Raw genomic sequence first — 18,773 nt, forward strand, 5'->3', positions numbered from 1 at the left:
AATTCCAAAAATGACAACAAATCATGAGGCCACCATGCTTAAACACGCGGTCATTCCGTTTTTAGTCGGCGCCAGCTTATTAGCTGCCGCACCTTTCGCCCAAGCGGCGACTAACCTGGTGTTTTGCTCCGAAGGGAGCCCGGCCGGTTTTGATCCTGGTCAGTACACCACCGGAACCGACTTCGACGCCTCTGCAGAAACCATGTTCAACCGCTTGACTCAATTCGAGCGCGGCGGCACCGCTGTTATTCCAGGTTTGGCGACCAGCTGGGACATCTCCACCGATGGCCTGACGTACACCTTCCACCTGCGTGAAGGCGTCAAGTTCCACACCACCCCGTACTTCAAGCCTACTCGTGAGTTCAACGCCGACGACGTGCTGTTCACCTTTAATCGCATGATTAACAAGGATGATCCGTTCCGCAAAGCGTACCCGACTGAATTCCCGTACTTCACCGATATGGGGATGGATACCAACATCACCAAAATCGATAAAGTCGATGACAAAACCGTCAAGTTCACTCTGAAAGAAGTTGATGCCGCGTTCATCCAGAACATGGCCATGAGCTTCGCGTCCGTGCAATCCGCCGAGTACGCTGCCCAGCTGCTCAAGGAAGGCAAAGCCGCCGACATCAACCAGAAGCCGGTCGGCACTGGTCCGTTCGTGTTCAAGAGCTACCAGAAAGACTCCAACATCCGCTACACCGGGAACAAGGACTACTGGAAGCCTGACGACGTGAAGATCGACAACCTGATCTTCGCCATCACCACCGACCCGTCGGTACGTATTCAGAAGCTGAAAAAGAACGAGTGCCAAATCACTCTGTTCCCACGTCCGGCCGACCTGAAGGCGCTGCAAGAAGACAAGACTTTGAAAGTGCCTAACCAGGCTGGTTTCAACCTGGGTTACATCGCCTACAACGTGATGGACAAGATCAAGGGCAGCGATCAGCCGAACCCGATGGCCCAACTGAAAGTGCGTCAGGCACTGGACATGGCCGTCAACAAGCAGCAGATCATCGACTCCGTTTACCAAGGTGCTGGTCAACTGGCCGTCAACGCCATGCCGCCAACCCAATGGTCCTACGACACCACCATCAAGGATGCGCCGTACAACCCTGAGAAAGCCAAAGAGCTGCTCAAGGAAGCGGGCATCAAGGAAGGTACCGAGATCAACCTGTGGGCCATGCCGGTTCAGCGTCCGTACAACCCGAACGCCAAACTGATGGCTGAAATGCTGCAGTCCGACTGGGCCAAGATCGGTATCAAGGCCAAGATCGTGACCTACGAGTGGGGCGAGTACATCAAGCGCTCCAAAGGCGGCGAAAACGGCGCGATGCTGATTGGCTGGAGCGGCGACAACGGTGACCCGGACAACTGGCTCAACGTGCTGTTCGGCTGCGACTCGCTGCAGGGCAACAACTTCTCCAAGTGGTGTGACAAGAAGTTCGACGGCATCGTAAAAGAAGCCAAGCGCACGACCGACCAGGGCAAGCGCACCGAACTGTACAAACAGGCGCAACACGTCCTCAAAGACGCTGTTCCGATGACACCTATCGCTCACTCGACGGTGTTCCAACCCATGCGCGACAACGTGCAGGACTTCAAGATCAGCCCATTCGGCTTGAACTCCTTCTACGGCGTCAGCGTCAGCAAATAAGATTTGGCAACGGCGGCGTATTTCACGTCGCCGTTGCTTTATCTGCCGGGAATGTAGGAATTCTCTGACAGCCAAAACCACTGCGGACTACCGCAGACGTTTAGGACGTGTCGGCTTTTCCTACGAGTTTTTCAGGCTTTTCCGCATTTACTGCCAGACCCACGGCCAATACCGTCGGGTTCTGACCAGTTTATGCGTGGGCCTTCGGTTTGCTGCGTGCATTGGTTTGAGATCAATGAAGCCTCCACGTCTCAGGACGGGACGGCGGCTCATTGTTAACCACTAAAAAAAGAGGGAGCGTTATGCGCCATACCTTGGTTTTATCCGCATTGCTGGGCACCGGCCTGTTGGCCGCCACTTCCATCAGCCAGGCCGCCAACAACAGCCTGGTCTTCTGCTCTGAAGGCAGCCCCGCCGGTTTCGACACGGCGCAGTACACCACTGCGACCGATAACGACGCCGCCGAGCCGCTATACAACCGGTTGGCAGAATTTGAAAAGGGCGCGACCAATGTCGTACCGGGCCTTGCAACGCGCTGGGATATTTCCGAAGACGGCCTCACGTACACCTTCCACCTGCGCGAAGGGGTGAAATTCCACACCACGCCCTACTTCACGCCGACCCGCGACTTCAATGCCGATGACGTGCTGTTCACGTTCAATCGCATGCTCGATCCGCAACAACCTTTTCGTAAGGCTTATCCAACCGAGTTCCCGTATTTCAACGGGATGAGCCTGAACAAGAACATCGCCAAGGTCGAAAAGACCGGGCCGCTGACCGTGGTCATGACGCTCAACAGCGTGGACGCCGCGTTCATCCAGAACATCGCCATGAGCTTCGCCGCCATCCTGTCCGCCGAATACGCCGACAAATTGCTGGCCGAAGGCAAACCGAGCGAGATCAACCAGAAGCCGATCGGCACCGGGCCGTTCGTGTTCAAGAGCTACCAGAAAGATTCCAACATCCGCTACACCGGCAACAAACAGTACTGGGACCCGAGCCGGGTCAAGCTCGACAACCTGATTTTCGCGATCAACACAGACGCGTCGGTGCGGGTGCAGAAGCTCAAGGCCAACGAATGCCAGATCACCCTGCATCCGCGCCCGGCCGATGTGACGGCACTGAAGAACGACCCGAAACTCAAGCTTATCGAGAAGCCTGGTTTCAACCTCGGCTACATCGCCTATAACGTGCGACACAAACCGTTCGACCAGCTCGAAGTGCGTCAGGCGCTGGACATGGCGGTGAACAAACAAAGCATTCTCAACGCCGTGTACCAGGGCGCCGGGCAGTTGGCGGTCAACGCCATGCCGCCGACCCAATGGTCCTACGACACCAGCATCAAAGATGCCGCCTATAACCCGGAAAAAGCCAAGGAATTGCTCAAGGCTGCCGGCGTGAAGGAAGGCACCGAAATCACCCTCTGGGCCATGCCGGTCCAGCGCCCGTACAACCCCAACGCCAAGTTGATGGCCGAGATGCTCCAGGCTGACTGGGCGAAAATCGGCCTCAAAGTGAAGATCGTCAGCTACGAATGGGGCGAGTACATAAAGCGCACCAAGAATGGCGAGCACGACATCAGCCTGATCGGCTGGACCGGTGACAACGGGGACCCGGACAACTGGCTGGGCACGCTTTACAGCTGCGACGCCATTGGCGGCAACAACTACTCCATGTGGTGTGATCCGGCTTACGACAAGCTGATCAAGCAGGCCAAGATCGTCACCGATCGTGACCAGCGCACCGTGCTTTACCAACAGGCGCAGCAATTGCTCAAGCAGCAAGTGCCGATCACGCCAGTCGCTCACTCGACGGTCAACCAGCCGTTAAGCGCCAAAATCGACGGGTTCAAGGTGAGCCCGTTTGGTCGCAACGTGTTCTCGGGTGTCAGCATAGAAAAATAACCGACTAGCCAGAAACGCTGAGGGCGGATTCCGTCCTCACGCAAGCGTATTGCCGTAATTCGCCGATCCGGCCTACAGCAAACGTTTGCGATGCTTGAAATGAGTTCTAACCAAATAGCCGGATCACCAAAAAAGACCGGCATTAAAAAAAAGAAAGAAAGGAGCTTCACCCATGAAACTGAGCAATACCGCGATCCTGGCCTTGGCCATCAGTAGCATCACCGCCACGGCGTACGCGGAAACCCAGAGCCAGGAATACACCCCGGTGACGGTCAATACCTCCAGCGCCCAAGCCGATGCGACCGGCTTCCTCGAAGGCTCCACGGTTAAAGGCACGACCCGTAACTGGTACGCCAACGAGCAACTGAAACGTGGCGGCACTTTCACCTACCGCAAGGACGGCGTAGCAACGCCGACTGATCGCCGGATCAACTGGGTGCAAGGCACCATCGTCAACTTCACCTCTGGCTTCACCCAGGGCACCGTGGGTGTGAGCACTGAAGTTGCAGCCTACAACGCCATCGCGCTGGATCGCGACCGCAAGGACCTGGCGTCCAACAACGGTGGCGCACCGGGCACCCGTCCAGGCGCCGGTAACAACCGTACCCTGACCAAAGAAGGCGGCGACGCTCAAGGTCAGTGGAGCAAAATCGGCCTGGCCAACGTCAAGTTCCGCGTATCGAACACCACCCTGACCGCGGGTCGCCAGAACTTCAGCACCCCGATCGTCGACACCATCGGCAACCGTCCGCTGCCGTCGAGCTTTGAAGGTGTGAGCATTCACAGCGAAGAGCTGAACAACCTGTCGTTCGACGCCGGCACCTTCGATCGCGTATCCCCGCGTACCGAAGAGAGCCTGTCGAAATTCCGCTCCGAGTACACCAACAACAACGCTGAAACCGACCACGTCAACATCGTCGGCCTGAACTATCAGCCGTTGAAAAGCCTGAAGACCAGCCTCTACGCTTCCCAGGTTGAAGACTTCTGGAACCAGTACTACTTCGGCGCTACCCACGAACTGGGCGACAGCCAGGTTCTGAGCCTGACCACCGGCCTGAACTACTACAAAACTGTCGATGCCGGCAAAAAAGAGATGGGCGAAATCGACAACGACACCTACTCCCTGTCGTTCGGCCTGACTCACCAGGCCCACAGCCTGACCTTCTCGTACCAGGAAGTTAACGGTAACGAGTACTTCGACTACCTGCACGAAACCAACGGCATCTACCTGGCCAACTCCCTGCTGTCCGACTTCAACGGCCCGAACGAAAAATCGTTCCAGATCGCTTACGGTCTGAACATGGCTGAATACGGCGTGCCAGGCCTGAAGTTCAACATCTACCAGGCTCGCGGCTGGGGCATCGACGGTACTCACTACACCGGCACCGCCTACGACGTACGCAACATGGACGGCGAACACCATTACGAATACGGCATCGGTACTTCGTACGCCGTACAGAGCGGCCCACTCAAGGCCACCACTGTTCGTGCGACCTACACCACTCACCGTGCCAGCGAAAACCAGGCTGACGGCAGCATCAACGAGTTCCGTCTCGTGACCACCGTTCCATTCAACATTCTGTAAAAAACACCAGCCAACGGCTGACTCATGACGAGTCGGCCGTTTGGCTTTTATCTGTTCAACCGATTGCAGAGGGTTTTTGATGAAAATGCTTCCCCTACGTGCGGCCATCGCTGCCGCGTTGCTGAGTGTCGCTGTTGGCGTCTCGGCGAAACCCCTGGTGGTCTGCACCGAAGCCAGTCCGGAAGGCTTCGATATGGTCCAGTACACAACTGCAGTCACAGCCGATGCGGTGGCCGAAACCATCTTCAATCGTCTGGCGGACTTCAAGCCCGGTACCACTGAAGTGATTCCGGCACTGGCCGACTCCTGGGACATCAGCGAGGACGGTCTGACCTACACGTTCCACCTGCGCAAAGGCGTCAAGTTCCACACCACCGATTACTTCAAGCCGACCCGCGACATGAACGCCGACGACGTGGTCTGGAGCTTCCAGCGTCAGCTGGACCCGAATCACCCGTGGCACAAACTGTCGAGCGTGGGCTTCCCGTACTTTGAAAGCATGGGCTTCAAGGAACTGCTCAAAAGCGTCGAGAAAGTCGACGACAACACGGTCACGTTCACGCTGACCCGTCGCGAAGCACCGTTCCTGGCCGACATCGCCATGGCGTTCTCCTCGATCTACTCCGCCGAGTACGCCGACCAGTTGCTCAAAGCCAACAAGACCGGCGACCTGAACAACAAGCCAATCGGCACCGGCCCGTTCATCTTCCAGCGTTACGCCAAAGATGCTCAGGTGCGGTTCAAGGCCAACCCGGAGTATTTCCGTGGCAAGCCACCGGCTGAAGCGCTGATCCTGGCCATCGCCACCGACAACAACGTGCGCCTGCAAAAGCTCAAGGCCAACGAGTGCCAGATCGCGCTGTATCCGAAGCCGGATGACATCCCGAGCATCAAGAAAGACCCGAACCTGAAGGTCGATGAACTGAACGCGATGACCGTTTCGTACATCGCCATGAACACCACCCACAAGTACATGAGCGACGTGCGGGTGCGTAAAGCCATCGACATCGCCTTCGACAAAGCCGCCTACGTCAATGCGCTGTTCGGCAAAGGCAACGCGACCGTCGCGGTCAACCCGTACCCGGACACCCTGCTGGGCTACAACCACAAGCTGACCAATCCGCCTCGTGACCTGGACAAGGCTCGCGCCCTGCTCAAGGAAGCCGGCGTACCGGAAGGCACCACGTTTACTCTGTTCACCCGTAACGGCGGTGGCCCGACCAACCCTAACCCGATGCTCGGCGCGCAGATGATGCAGGCTGACCTGGCCAAGGTCGGGATCAAGATCGACATCCGCGTCATGGAGTGGGGCGAGATGCTCAAGCGCGCCAAAAACGGCGAGCACGACATGGTTTCTGCCGGATGGGCGGGCGATAACGGCGACCCGGATAACTTCCTGACGCCTATGCTCAGTTGCGAGGCGGCCAAAAACGGCGAAAACTACGCGCGCTGGTGCAGCGAGAAATTCCAGACGCTGATCGACGAAGCCCGCGCTAAAGTGAACCCGGCCGAACGAGCAGCGCTCTATGAACAAGCCCAGGAGGTCTTTAACCAGGACCAACCCTGGATCAGCATGGCTCACACCCGTATGTTCACCGCAATGCGCAACAACGTAGAGGGCTACCACATTAGCCCCCTCACCACTAATAACTTCGCCACCACCCAGGTGAAGTAGATAAGAAAACTCCCGGCGTCCCTGACACCAGGGACGCCAGGCACGCCTAACCGGCTGATGAGGTAGCACACAAGATGTTTAGTTTTATTGCCCGCCGACTGGGGTTACTGATCCCCACGTTTTTCGGCATCACCCTGCTGACTTTCGCGTTGATTCGCATGATTCCGGGCGACCCCGTGGAAGTAATGATGGGCGAACGTCGGGTCGACCCCGAAATGCACGCTCAGGCAATGGAACGCCTAGGTCTGAACAAACCCCTGTATGCCCAATACCTGGATTACATCGGCAAGTTGGCCCACGGCGACCTTGGTGAATCCCTGCGTACCCGTGAAAGTGTCTGGACCGAGTTCAGCTCTCTATTCCCCGCGACCCTGGAACTGTCCATGGCCGCACTGTTGTTCGCCGGCATCCTGGGCCTGTTGGCCGGGGTGATTGCGGCACTCAAGCGAGGATCCCTGTTCGACCATGGGGTGATGGGCATCTCCCTGGCGGGATATTCGATGCCGATCTTCTGGTGGGGCCTGATCCTGATCATGTTCTTCTCGGTGTCCCTGGGCTGGACCCCGGTGTCCGGGCGGATCGATCTGCTTTATGACATCGAGCCGCGCACCGGTTTCATGCTCATCGACACCCTGCTGGCCGATGACGTCGGCGCGTTCTTCGACGCCCTGCACCACCTGATCCTGCCGGCCATCGTGCTCGGCACCATCCCGCTGGCGGTTATTGCGCGGATGACCCGTTCTTCGATGCTCGAAGTGCTGCGTGAAGACTACATCCGTACCGCCCGCGCCAAAGGCCTGTCGCCAGCGCGCGTGGTGTTCGTGCACGGCCTGCGCAACGCGCTGATTCCGGTACTGACCGTGGTCGGCCTGCAAGTCGGCACGTTGCTGGCCGGTGCGGTCCTGACCGAAACCATCTTCTCCTGGCCCGGCATCGGCAAATGGCTGATCGAAGCCATTGGCGCACGGGATTATCCCGTGGTGCAAAACGGCATCCTGTTAATCGCCTGCCTGGTGATTCTGGTCAACTTCGTAGTGGACATCCTCTACGGCTTTGCCAACCCACGCATTCGTCACCAGCGCTGAGATCATCATGACCATGACCACTCCAATTCCAGCGGTAGCAGTCGATCAAAGCCTGCTGTACCCGTCTCCGTACAAAGAATTCTGGCAAGCATTCTCCAAGAACAAAGGCGCCGTCGCCGGCCTGCTGTTCATGCTGCTGGTGATTTTCTGCGCAATCTTCGCGCCGTGGGTTGCCCCGCATAACCCGAGCGAGCAATACCGTGACTTCCTGCTGACCCCGCCGTCCTGGCTGGAAGGCGGGCAGATCCAGTTCCTGCTCGGCACCGATGAACTGGGTCGCGACCTGCTGTCGCGCTTGATCAACGGTTCGCGCCTGTCCCTGCTGATCGGCTTGTCGTCGGTAGTGATGTCGCTGATTCCGGGCATCCTGTTGGGTCTGTTCGCCGGGTTCTTCCCGCGCGTGCTCGGCCCGACCATCATGCGCCTGATGGACATCATGCTGGCCCTGCCATCCCTGCTGCTGGCCGTGGCGATTGTCGCCATCCTCGGCCCTGGCCTGATCAACACCATCATCGCCATCGCCGTGGTTTCGTTGCCGTCCTATGTTCGTCTGACCCGCGCCGCGGTGATGGGTGAACTGAACCGCGACTACGTGACCGCCGCGCGCCTCGCCGGTGCCGGCCTGCCACGCCTGATGTTCGTCACCGTGCTGCCAAACTGCATGGCACCGTTGATCGTTCAAGCGACCTTGAGCTTCTCCTCGGCGATTCTCGATGCCGCCGCCCTGGGCTTCCTGGGCCTTGGCGTACAACCGCCAACCCCTGAGTGGGGCACCATGCTGGCTTCGGCTCGCGACTACATCGAACGCGCCTGGTGGGTGGTAAGTCTGCCTGGTTTGACCATTTTGCTCAGCGTGCTGGCAATCAACTTGATGGGCGACGGTCTGCGCGATGCGCTGGACCCGAAACTCAAGAACGCCGCCTGAGGAGATTCAAATGTCACTGTTAGAAATCAAGAATCTCAACGTTCGCTTTGGCGACAAGAACGCCGTTCCGGTGGTCGATGGCCTCGACATTACCGTGGATAAAGGCGAAGTCCTGGCCATCGTTGGCGAGTCGGGTTCCGGTAAATCCGTGACCATGATGGCGCTGATGGGCCTGATCGAGCATCCGGGGATCGTCACTGCCGACGCCCTGAATTTCGACGGCAAGAACATGCTCAAACTCAGCAGCCGTCAGCGTCGACAAATCGTCGGCAAAGACCTGGCCATGGTGTTCCAGGACCCGATGACCGCGCTGAACCCGAGCTACACCGTCGGTTTCCAGATCGAAGAAGTGCTGCGCCTGCACCTGAAAATGTCCGGCAAGCAAGCGCGCAAGCGTGCTATCGAGCTGCTGGAAAAAGTTGAAATCCCGGGCGCTGCCAGCCGTATGGAGGCCTACCCGCATCAACTGTCTGGCGGTATGAGCCAGCGTGTTGCGATCGCCATGGCGATTGCCGGCGAACCGAAACTGCTGATCGCCGACGAACCGACCACGGCCCTCGACGTGACCATCCAGGCCCAGATCATGGACCTGCTGCTGGCCTTGCAGAAAGAGCAGAACATGGGCCTGGTGCTGATCACTCACGACCTCGCGGTCGTGGCTGAAACCGCCCAGAGCGTGTGCGTGATGTACGCCGGTCAAGCGGTGGAAGTGGGTCAAGTGCCGCAACTGTTCGACATTCCGGCGCACCCGTACAGTGAAGCGCTGCTCAAGGCGATTCCGGAACACAGCCTCGGCGCCACGCGCCTGGCCACGTTGCCGGGCATCGTTCCCGGTCGCTACGACCGTCCGCAGGGTTGCCTGCTGTCGCCGCGTTGCCCGTACGTGCAGGACTCCTGCCGTCAGCAACGTCCTGGCCTTGACCCGAAAAGCAACAGCCTCGCCCGCTGCTTCTACCCGCTGAACCAGGAGGTGGCGTAATGGCCGTCGTACTTACCGCCCGCGACCTGACCCGTCACTACGAAGTGTCCCGTGGCCTGTTCAAGGGCCATGCGACCGTCCGCGCCTTGAACGGCGTGTCGTTTGAACTGGAAGCCGGCAAAACCCTCGCTGTCGTTGGCGAATCGGGTTGCGGCAAATCCACCCTGGCCCGCGCCCTGACGCTGATCGAAGAGCCGTCCTCCGGTTCCTTGAAAATCGCCGGGCAAGAAGTCACCGGCGCCGACAAGGCCCAGCGCAAGCAACTGCGCAAAGACGTGCAGATGGTGTTCCAGAGCCCGTACGCCTCGTTGAACCCACGGCAGAAAGTCGGTGACCAGCTCGGCGAACCGCTGCTGATCAACACCAACCTGAGCGCGGCCGAACGTCGCGAGAAAGTCCAGGCGATGATGAAGCAGGTGGGCTTGCGTCCTGAGCACTACCAGCGTTATCCGCACATGTTCTCCGGCGGTCAGCGCCAGCGGATCGCCCTGGCTCGCGCGATGATGCTGCAACCGAAGGTGCTGGTGGCGGATGAACCGACCTCGGCGCTGGACGTGTCGATCCAGGCGCAGGTGCTGAACCTGTTCATGGATCTGCAGCAAGAGTTCAACACCGCCTACGTGTTCATCTCGCACAACCTGGCAGTGGTTCAACACGTCGCCGATGACGTGATGGTGATGTACCTCGGTCGCCCGGTGGAAATGGGCCCGAAGAACGACATCTACGAGCGTCCGCTGCACCCGTACACCCAGGCGTTGCTGTCGGCCACCCCGACCATTCACCCGGACCCGAACAAGCCGAAAATCAAGATTGTCGGCGAGTTGCCCAACCCGTTGAACCCGCCGTCGGGTTGCGCTTTCCACAAGCGTTGCCCGTACGCCACCGAGCGTTGCAGCACTGAAGAGCCGGCCCTGCGCCTGCTCGACAGTCGGCAGGTGGCTTGCCACTACGCCGAGCAGTTTCTCGACGGCGCGGCATAAAAAATGTGGGAGCGGGCTTGCTCGCGAATGCGGTGTGTCATGCGACTGTGATGTCGACTGACACGGCCTCTTCGCGAGCAAGCCCGCTCCCACAGGGACTGCGGTTGTTGCATTAGCCGTTGATCAAACCCCTTTTCCCGGACTGCGCATCAGTCCGGTAAAAGGGGTTTTCTTTTGTCTGCGGTTTAGGCTTTACGTCTGGCTGTCGCCTTCATCGTCGTCGCTGTCAGGCTCGTCCGTCGTCGAGTCGTCATCGTCAGCGCTACCGCCCTGCCCCTGATCACCGGCCTCCGATTCAGACTTGGCGATCATCATCCCCGTGTGCACCGCTTGCCCACTGGACGCCTGCTCGCCATGCTCCGGGCATTCGGCCCACGCCGCCGACATACCCACGGACAGCATCACCAAAACCTTAAGCAACAGCACAATTCGTTGAAAAATGCTCATAGCCGATTCCATCCCTTCTAAGGTGCAGCATGGGTGCCTGACGGCGCATGACCCGATTGCCGTGGCGCTGACTGAAATCTAGTTCCGATCGGCAGGGTTCACCAGATAGGACGCTAACGAAGGGCGGGAATTGCCGTGAATGGGCAGATTGGTTTGGAATAAGGTCTATACCCAAACCCGATAAAAACACCGACCCCCTGTGGGAGCGGGCTTGCTCGCGAAGGCGGTGGATCAGTCAACATCATTGCTGAATGACACACCGCCTTCGCGAGCAAGCCCGCTCCCACAAGGGGATTTGCTTTGTCAGGGGAATCGGGGCAATAAAAAACCCCGCAGCTTTCGCAACGGGGTTTTTGGTGTAGCCAATCAGCGCTTAGTGATGTTCACGCGTCGCACGGAATTTCACGTCCGGCCAGCGCTCTTCCATCAGCGCCAGGTTAACCCGGGTCGGCGCCAGGTAAGTCAGGTGACCGCCGCCGTCGATGGCGAGGTTTTCCACTGCCTTGACCTTGAACTCTTCGAGCTTCTTCTTATCGTCGCAATCGATCCAGCGCGCGGAGTACACGGTGATCGGCTCGTAGGAGCATTCGACCTTGTATTCCTCTTTCAAGCGGCTGGCGACCACATCGAACTGCAGCACACCGACGGCGCCGAGGATGATGTCGTTGCTGCGTTCGGGGAAGAACACTTGCGTTGCGCCCTCTTCCGCCAATTGCTGCAAGCCCTGGCGCAGTTGCTTGGATTTCAGCGGATCACGCAGACGCACGCGGCGGAACAGTTCCGGGGCGAAGTGCGGAATGCCGGTAAACCCGAGCACTTCGCCTTCGGTGAAGGTGTCGCCGATCTGGATGGTGCCGTGGTTGTGCAGGCCGATGATGTCGCCGGCAAACGCTTCTTCCAGTTGCTCACGCTCGGAGGAGAAGAACGTCAGCGCATCGCCGATCCGCACGTCTTTGCCGGTGCGCACGTGGCGCATCTTCATGCCTTTTTCGTACTTGCCGGAGCAGATACGCATGAAGGCGATGCGGTCGCGGTGTTTCGGGTCCATGTTCGCCTGGATCTTGAACACGAAACCGGCGAATTTCTCTTCGACTGGCTCAACGGTGCGCTCATTGGCAACACGGGCCAGCGGTTTCGGCGCCCAGTTGACCACGGCGTCGAGCACGTGATCGACACCGAAGTTACCCAAAGCAGTCCCGAAGAACACCGGGGTCAGTTGGCCGTCGAGGAATTCCTGTTGATTGAATTCGTGACAGGCGCCCTGCACCAGTTCCAGCTGATCGACAAAACGGTCGTACTCGTCGCCCAAATGCGCGCGGGCTTCATCGGAGTCGAGCTTCTCGATGATTTTCACATCGGTGCGCTCATGGCCGTGACCGGCGGTGTACACGATGATGTAGTCGTCGGCGAGGTGATACACGCCCTTGAAGTCGCGGTAGCAACCGATCGGCCAGGTGATCGGCGCAGCCTTGATCTTCAGGACCGCTTCGATTTCGTCGAGCAGTTCGATCGGGTCGCGGATGTCACGGTCGAGTTTGTTGATGAAGCTGACAATCGGCGTGTCACGCAGACGGCAAACGTCCATCAGCGCGATGGTCCGAGGCTCAACACCCTTACCGCCGTCGAGGACCATCAAGGCTGAGTCCACTGCCGTCAGGGTGCGGTAGGTATCTTCGGAGAAGTCTTCGTGGCCCGGGGTGTCGAGCAGGTTGATCATGTGATCGCGATACGGGAACTGCATGACCGACGTGGTAATCGAGATACCACGCTGCTTTTCCATTTCCATCCAGTCGGAGGTGGCATGGCGGTCGGACTTGCGGGATTTCACCGTGCCCGCAATCGCAATCGCCTTGCCCATCAGCAAGAGCTTCTCGGTGATGGTGGTTTTACCGGCATCGGGGTGGGAAATAATGGCGAAAGTGCGGCGTTTCGCGACTTCGGCGGCCTGTTTGGTCATGGGAAATCGCCTGGCAGGTGATTCAAAAAAGGGCGGCGAGTATAGCCCAAAACGTTACCTCCGAACCACCGTTCGCCCTGTAGCAGCTGCCGAGCCTGCGAGGCTGCGTTCGGCGACGAAGTCGTCGTAAAACCAGACGCACGGTGTATCAGGCAGACCGCGACAGGTGACTCTACGACGACTTCGTCGCCGGACGCAGCCTCGCGAGCTCGACAGCTGCTACATCGGGTAATCGAGATCAAAGGTGGCTAAATGCTGTTAATTATGGAACCTTTTAAAAGGTGGAGGCGTCCACTCCCCTGTTACAGCTCTCGTAGCAGGGTTTGCAAAACCTGCAAGTTAGCCTGACGAGGCTGCGCTTATGGCTCGATCTCATGCGGTTGCACCAGCATGAAGAGCTGCTTCTCGCGAACGTTGATATCCCGGCAGCCAGGAATGGTATTGCCACACGGGACTGCGTTCGCCGACAAAGAAAAAAAGGAGTCCGCCTGTGGCTATTCGCTATGGCAAGGGGCTTATTGGAGGTGCGGTTGTCGTCGCACTCCTGGCCCTGCTGGTCCACTGGATTGGCATCAACACGATCGAACATTACCGCGACGATTTGTTGTTTTACCTGCAAGCTCACTTGATTCTCGTCCTTGTTTCCATGCTGGCCGCCCTCGTAGTGGGCATCCCTGCCGGTATCTTCCTCAGCCGCCCGACCATGGTGGGCCGCGCTGAACGCTTCATGCAGATATTCAACATCGGCAACACCGTGCCGCCTCTCGCCGTACTGGCCATCGCCTTGGGGATTCTGGGCATCGGCAGCGGCCCCGCGATCTTCGCCCTGTTCCTTGCCTCGCTGTTGCCGATCGTGCGCAACACCTATGAAGGCCTGAAAAACGTCCAGGGTTCGCTGAAGGAAGCGGCGGTCGGCATCGGCATGACCCCGACGCAAGTGCTGTGGCGGGTCGAACTGCCGAACGCTGTGCCGATCATCATCGGTGGCGTGCGCGTGGCCCTGGCGATCAACGTCGGTACAGCACCGCTGGCGTTCCTGATCGGCGCCAACAGCCTGGGCAGCCTGATTTTCCCTGGCATCGCCCTGAACAATCAGCCGCAACTGCTGCTCGGCGCGGCTTGCACCGCCCTGCTGGCCTTGCTGCTCGACGGCCTGGTGACACTCGCCAGCCGCCTCTGGCTCGAACGCGGCCTACGCCCGTCTTAAGCCTCGGCAAAGGAATAATCATGAAGAAATTAAGCTTTCTAATAGGCTGCGTTCTGCTGTTCTCGGGAATCGCCCAAGCCGCTGAAAAACCGGTGATCCGCATCGGCGCCCGGGTGTTCACCGAACAAACCCTGCTCGCCGAAATCACGTCCCAGTACCTGCGCACCAAGGGTTACGACACCCAAGTGACCGGCGGTCTGGGCAGCAACCTCGCCCGCAGCGCCCACGAAAGTGGCCAGCTGGATTTGATGTGGGAATACACCGGCGTGTCGCTGGTGGCTTACAACCACGTCACTGACAAGCTCGACAGCGCTCAGTCCTACGCCCGGGTGAAAGAACTCGACGCGAAAAAAGGCCTGGTCTGGCTCACGCCGTCGAAATTCAGCAACACCTACGCCCTGGCCCTGCCGGAAACCACCGCGAAGGCTTATCCGCAGATCAACACCATCAGCGAGCTGAACACGGTGATGCAGGCTGAGGCGAAGACTAATCACCTGGTCGCGCTGGACACCGAGTTCGCCAACCGTTCCGACGGTCTGGACGGCATGGTCGATCTCTACGGTATGAACCTGACCCGCAAGAACATCCGGCAGATGGATGCTGGCCTGGTCTACACCGCGCTGCGTAATGGCCAGGTGTTTGCCGGTCTGGTGTACACCACCGACGGTCGCTTGAACGCTTTCAAACTCAAGCTGCTCGAAGACGACAAGCATTACTTCCCGGACTACACCGCAGCCCCGGTCGTGCGTCAGGTTTACCTCGACGCCCATCCCAAGCTTGCCGAAGAACTCAAGCCACTGGCTGAACTGTTCGACGACGCGACCATGCGCCAGCTCAATGCGCGGGTCGATGTCGATCACGAAAGCCCTTCATCCGTTGCCGCAGATTTCCTGCGCCAGCATCCACTGAACTGAGGAGAAGACATGGAATTTCTGAACGCCTTTTCCCATCTCGATTGGCCGCTGGTGCTGCACCTGACCTTGCAGCACATCACCCTGGTCGGCATCGCGGTGACGCTGGCGATCCTTGTTGGCGTGCCGCTGGGCGTGCTGATGACGCGCTTCCCGACGCTCGCCGGCCCCTTGCAAGCCAGCGCCACAGTGCTGCTGACCGTGCCGTCGATTGCGCTGTTCGGCCTGCTGCTGCCGTTCTACTCCAAATTCGGCCAGGGCCTGGGCCCGATGCCAGCGATCACCGCAGTGTTTCTGTATTCGCTGCTGCCGATCATGCGTAACACCTACCTGGCGCTGACCGGCGTCGAACCCGGCATTCGCGAAGCCGCCCGCGGTATCGGCATGACCTTCGGCCAGCGCCTGCGCATGGTTGAACTGCCAATCGCCGTGCCGGTGATCCTCGCCGGCGTACGCACCGCCGTGGTCATGAACATTGGTGTCATGACCATCGCCGCGACCATCGGTGCCGGTGGCCTCGGTGTACTTATTCTCGCTTCAATCAGCCGCAGCGACATGTCGATGCTGATCGTCGGCGCCGTGCTGGTCAGTCTCCTGGCCATCTTCGCCGACCTGCTTCTGCAATGGCTGCAACGCACGCTGACTCCAAAAGGACTGCTCAAATGATCGAACTTCAAAACCTCAGCAAGACCTTCCAAAGCAACGGCAAAGATGTGAAAGCCGTGGACTCGGTAAGCCTGACCGTCAATGAAGGCGAAATCTGTGTGTTCCTCGGGCCATCGGGTTGCGGCAAAAGCACCACGCTGAAGATGATCAACCGCCTGATCAAGCCGACCTCCGGCAAGATCCTGATCAACGGCGAAGACACCACCGACCTCGACGCCGTGACCCTGCGTCGCAACATCGGTTATGTGATCCAGCAGATCGGTCTGTTCCCGAACATGACCATCGAAGAAAACATCACCATCGTTCCGCGCCTGCTCGGCTGGCACAAACAGAAATGCCACGACCGTGCCCGCGAGTTGATGAGCATGATCAAGCTCGAACCCAAGCAATACCTGAATCGCTACCCGCGTGAATTGTCCGGTGGTCAGCAGCAGCGGATCGGCGTGATTCGCGCACTGGCGGCAGATGCACCGCTGTTGTTGATGGATGAACCGTTCGGTGCGGTCGATCCGATCAACCGCGAGATGATCCAGAACGAGTTCTTCGAAATGCAGCGCGCGCTGAACAAGACCGTGATCATGGTCAGCCACGACATCGACGAAGCCATCAAGCTGGGCGACAAGATTGCGATATTCCGCGCCGGCAAGCTGTTGCAGATCGATCACCCGGACACCCTGCTCGCGCACCCGGCGGACGACTTTGTCAGCAACTTCGTCGGCCAGGACAGCACGCTCAAGCGTCTGTTGCTGGTTAAAGCCGAAGACGCGGCGGACAACGCGCCGTCGGTGAGCCCGGAAACCCCAGTGGCTGAAGCCCTGGAGTTGATGGACGAACTCGACCGTCGTTATGTGGTGGTCACGGACGGTGAGAACAAGGCGCTCGGTTATGTACGCCGTCGCGACTTGCACCGTCAGACCGGGACTTGCGCGCAATACCTGCGCGAGTTCAACGCCACCGCGGCGTTCGACGAGCATTTGCGCATCCTGCTGTCGCGCATGTACGAGTTCAACCGCTCGTGGCTGCCGGTGATGGATGCCGAGCGGGTATTCCTCGGTGAAGTGACCCAGGAATCGATTGCCGAGTACCTGAGCTCCGGCAAGTCCCGTGGCGGCAAGACCAGCATTGTTTCGCCAGCCGAGACTGCGTTGGCCTGACCGACGCCTTCGCGAGCAAGCCCGCTCCCACATTGGATTTGTGTAGCAACACATATCCCCTGTGGGAGCGGGCTTGCTCGCGAATGAAGGCAACACAATTCCCCCTGAAGCCCGGCAAATATCCCTGTCAGGGGAACATCACACTGTCATGCAGGTCGGTTACATCAGTAGCTGTCAGGGACCGCACGACGGAAGCGTGCAAAAACGCGACATTTTTTGTTGATCTCAAGCCCCTCACGCCCTAAAGTTCGCGCCGAACGTCCATGCTGGAAACGATCCATCCGGCTCAAGTACTGACGACGAGACAGCAAGGCCAAGGGAAGCACCATTTCCCATGGCCTTTTTGCTTTCGGCGACATGCCTTGGGAAGTAGGCGAACCAAAGTGGGGATACGGAGGACGTTCATTTGCGCCCATTGATTAATTTAGTTTGCCAGTAGGAGATCCCAGCATGTCGATCAACGTCGAAGACTATTACGCGCGCGAAACCTTCCAGAGATTGAAGGCCTTCGCCGACACCCAAGAAACCCCGTTCGTGGTGATCGACACCGCGATGATCAGCCAGGCCTATGACGACCTGCGCGCCGGTTTCGAATTCGCCAAAGTCTATTACGCAGTCAAGGCCAACCCGGCCGTTGAAATCATCGACCTGCTCAAAGAGAAAGGCTCAAGCTTCGACATCGCGTCGATCTATGAGCTGGACAAAGTGATGGACCGCGGCGTCAGCCCGGACCGCATCAGCTACGGCAACACCATCAAGAAATCCAAGGACATCCGCTACTTCTACGACAAGGGCGTGCGCCTGTTCTCCACCGACTCCGAAGCCGACCTGCGCAACATCGCCAAGGCTGCGCCGGGTTCGAAAGTCTACGTGCGCATCCTGACTGAAGGCTCGACCACTGCTGACTGGCCGTTGTCGCGCAAATTCGGCTGCCAGACCGACATGGCCATGGACCTGCTGATCCTCGCCCGCGACCTGGGCCTGGTGCCTTACGGCATCTCGTTCCACGTCGGCTCGCAACAGCGCGACATCAGCGTCTGGGACGCAGCGATCGCCAAGGTCAAAGTGATCTTCGAACGCCTGAAAGAAGAAGACGGCATTCACCTGAAGCTGATCAACATGGGCGGCGGCTTCCCGGCCAACTACATCACCCGCACCAACAGCCTGGAAACCTACGCTGAAGAAATCATCCGTTTCCTCAAGGAAGACTTCGGTGACGACCTGCCGGAAATCATCCTGGAACCGGGCCGTTCGTTGATCGCCAACGCCGGCATCCTGGTCAGCGAAGTGGTATTGGTCGCGCGTAAATCCCGCACTGCGGTAGAGCGCTGGGTGTACACGGATGTGGGCAAGTTCTCCGGCCTGATCGAAACCATGGACGAAGCCATCAAGTTCCCGATCTGGACCGAGAAGAAAGGCGAGATGGAAGAAGTCGTCATCGCCGGCCCGACCTGCGACAGCGCCGACATCATGTACGAAAACTACAAGTACGGTTTGCCGCTGAACCTGGCCATTGGTGATCGTTTGTACTGGTTGTCCACCGGTGCCTACACCACCAGTTACAGCGCGGTTGAATTCAACGGCTTCCCGCCGCTGAAGTCGTTTTACGTGTAAGCGTTACCCGCTGAAAACAAAAAG

The 18,773-nt window shown here is 58.7% G+C and carries 15 protein-coding genes; 13 read left to right on the top strand and 2 right to left on the bottom strand.

What is annotated here, in order from left to right; translation table 11 throughout:
* Positions 1 to 34 precede the first annotated feature (34 nt).
* From NK667_RS23045 to NK667_RS23080, 8 genes are all read left to right on the top strand, one after another.
* Positions 35 to 1,660 (top strand): ABC transporter substrate-binding protein, encoded by a 1,626-nt coding sequence (locus tag NK667_RS23045; protein ID WP_054049975.1) that lies wholly within the window; start codon positions 35 to 37, stop codon positions 1,658 to 1,660.
* 302 nt (positions 1,661 to 1,962) lie between these two features.
* A complete protein-coding gene (locus NK667_RS23050) occupies positions 1,963 to 3,564 on the top strand; it encodes an ABC transporter substrate-binding protein (protein ID WP_054616148.1) in 1,602 nt (533 codons plus the stop codon).
* A gap of 172 nt (positions 3,565 to 3,736) precedes the next feature.
* Positions 3,737 to 5,149, top strand: coding sequence for an OprD family porin (locus tag NK667_RS23055; protein ID WP_054049978.1), 1,413 nt, complete (start codon positions 3,737 to 3,739; stop codon positions 5,147 to 5,149).
* Between the two features lie 79 nt (positions 5,150 to 5,228).
* Positions 5,229 to 6,824 carry an ABC transporter substrate-binding protein gene (locus NK667_RS23060; protein ID WP_054616149.1) on the top strand — a complete coding sequence of 532 codons (1,596 nt, stop codon included), beginning with the start codon at positions 5,229 to 5,231 and terminating at the stop codon, positions 6,822 to 6,824.
* Positions 6,825 to 6,898: 74 nt separating this feature from the next.
* Entirely contained in the window at positions 6,899 to 7,909 is a 1,011-nt protein-coding gene (locus NK667_RS23065; RefSeq protein WP_054049982.1) for an ABC transporter permease subunit, read from the top strand.
* A gap of 13 nt (positions 7,910 to 7,922) precedes the next feature.
* Positions 7,923 to 8,834, top strand: a complete 912-nt coding sequence (locus tag NK667_RS23070; RefSeq protein WP_054050199.1) for an ABC transporter permease subunit — start codon at positions 7,923 to 7,925, stop codon at positions 8,832 to 8,834.
* 10 nt (positions 8,835 to 8,844) lie between these two features.
* Complete coding sequence (locus NK667_RS23075; protein WP_054616150.1) at positions 8,845 to 9,813, top strand: ABC transporter ATP-binding protein; 969 nt, start codon at positions 8,845 to 8,847, stop codon at positions 9,811 to 9,813.
* Entirely contained in the window at positions 9,813 to 10,793 is a 981-nt protein-coding gene (locus tag NK667_RS23080; protein WP_046045819.1) for a peptide ABC transporter ATP-binding protein, read from the top strand. Before NK667_RS23075 ends, NK667_RS23080 begins: the two co-directional genes overlap by 1 nt.
* A gap of 192 nt (positions 10,794 to 10,985) precedes the next feature.
* Here NK667_RS23080 and NK667_RS23085 read toward each other — a convergent pair whose 3' ends face one another.
* Together NK667_RS23085 and NK667_RS23090 are read right to left on the bottom strand one after the other, a co-directional pair.
* Positions 10,986 to 11,240, bottom strand: a complete 255-nt coding sequence (locus NK667_RS23085) for a hypothetical protein (RefSeq protein WP_054049986.1) — start codon at positions 11,238 to 11,240, stop codon at positions 10,986 to 10,988.
* Positions 11,241 to 11,613: 373 nt separating this feature from the next.
* Positions 11,614 to 13,197: a peptide chain release factor 3 gene (locus NK667_RS23090; RefSeq protein WP_054049990.1), complete on the bottom strand. Its 1,584-nt coding sequence runs from the start codon at positions 13,195 to 13,197 to the stop codon at positions 11,614 to 11,616.
* A gap of 490 nt (positions 13,198 to 13,687) precedes the next feature.
* Between NK667_RS23090 and NK667_RS23095 the strand changes: the two genes are divergently transcribed.
* The 5 genes from NK667_RS23095 to NK667_RS23115 all read left to right on the top strand — a co-directional run bounded on the left by NK667_RS23095 (position 13,688) and on the right by NK667_RS23115 (position 18,749).
* Positions 13,688 to 14,404 (top strand): ABC transporter permease, encoded by a 717-nt coding sequence (locus tag NK667_RS23095; protein ID WP_054049992.1) that lies wholly within the window; start codon positions 13,688 to 13,690, stop codon positions 14,402 to 14,404.
* Between the two features lie 20 nt (positions 14,405 to 14,424).
* Entirely contained in the window at positions 14,425 to 15,318 is an 894-nt protein-coding gene (locus NK667_RS23100) for a glycine betaine ABC transporter substrate-binding protein (protein WP_054049994.1), read from the top strand.
* Positions 15,319 to 15,327: 9 nt separating this feature from the next.
* Positions 15,328 to 15,981, top strand: coding sequence for an ABC transporter permease (locus tag NK667_RS23105; protein WP_054049996.1), 654 nt, complete (start codon positions 15,328 to 15,330; stop codon positions 15,979 to 15,981).
* A complete protein-coding gene (locus tag NK667_RS23110; protein ID WP_054616151.1) occupies positions 15,978 to 17,135 on the top strand; it encodes an osmoprotectant ABC transporter ATP-binding protein OsmV in 1,158 nt (385 codons plus the stop codon). The genes NK667_RS23105 and NK667_RS23110 overlap by 4 nt, the downstream gene beginning before the upstream one ends.
* Before the next feature lie 450 nt (positions 17,136 to 17,585).
* Complete coding sequence (locus NK667_RS23115; protein WP_054049998.1) at positions 17,586 to 18,749, top strand: type III PLP-dependent enzyme; 1,164 nt, start codon at positions 17,586 to 17,588, stop codon at positions 18,747 to 18,749.
* The last annotated feature ends 24 nt before the right edge of the window (positions 18,750 to 18,773 follow it).

The sequence above is a fragment of the Pseudomonas nunensis genome (assembly GCF_024296925.1).
Classification (GTDB): Bacteria; Pseudomonadota; Gammaproteobacteria; order Pseudomonadales; family Pseudomonadaceae; genus Aquipseudomonas; species Aquipseudomonas nunensis.

Bases quoted from the DNA above. Each gene is read 5' to 3' on its own strand.
- NK667_RS23045 (WP_054049975.1), top strand. From the start codon at position 35: ATGCTTAAACACGCGGTCATTCCGTTTTTAGTCGGCGCCAGCTTATTA.
- NK667_RS23050 (WP_054616148.1), top strand. From the start codon at position 1,963: ATGCGCCATACCTTGGTTTTATCCGCATTGCTGGGCACCGGCCTGTTG.
- NK667_RS23055 (WP_054049978.1), top strand. From the start codon at position 3,737: ATGAAACTGAGCAATACCGCGATCCTGGCCTTGGCCATCAGTAGCATC.
- NK667_RS23060 (WP_054616149.1), top strand. From the start codon at position 5,229: ATGAAAATGCTTCCCCTACGTGCGGCCATCGCTGCCGCGTTGCTGAGT.
- NK667_RS23065 (WP_054049982.1), top strand. From the start codon at position 6,899: ATGTTTAGTTTTATTGCCCGCCGACTGGGGTTACTGATCCCCACGTTT.
- NK667_RS23070 (WP_054050199.1), top strand. From the start codon at position 7,923: ATGACCACTCCAATTCCAGCGGTAGCAGTCGATCAAAGCCTGCTGTAC.
- NK667_RS23075 (WP_054616150.1), top strand. From the start codon at position 8,845: ATGTCACTGTTAGAAATCAAGAATCTCAACGTTCGCTTTGGCGACAAG.
- NK667_RS23080 (WP_046045819.1), top strand. From the start codon at position 9,813: ATGGCCGTCGTACTTACCGCCCGCGACCTGACCCGTCACTACGAAGTG.
- NK667_RS23085 (WP_054049986.1), bottom strand. From the start codon at position 11,240: ATGAGCATTTTTCAACGAATTGTGCTGTTGCTTAAGGTTTTGGTGATG.
- NK667_RS23090 (WP_054049990.1), bottom strand. From the start codon at position 13,197: ATGACCAAACAGGCCGCCGAAGTCGCGAAACGCCGCACTTTCGCCATT.
- NK667_RS23100 (WP_054049994.1), top strand. From the start codon at position 14,425: ATGAAGAAATTAAGCTTTCTAATAGGCTGCGTTCTGCTGTTCTCGGGA.
- NK667_RS23105 (WP_054049996.1), top strand. From the start codon at position 15,328: ATGGAATTTCTGAACGCCTTTTCCCATCTCGATTGGCCGCTGGTGCTG.
- NK667_RS23110 (WP_054616151.1), top strand. From the start codon at position 15,978: ATGATCGAACTTCAAAACCTCAGCAAGACCTTCCAAAGCAACGGCAAA.
- NK667_RS23115 (WP_054049998.1), top strand. From the start codon at position 17,586: ATGTCGATCAACGTCGAAGACTATTACGCGCGCGAAACCTTCCAGAGA.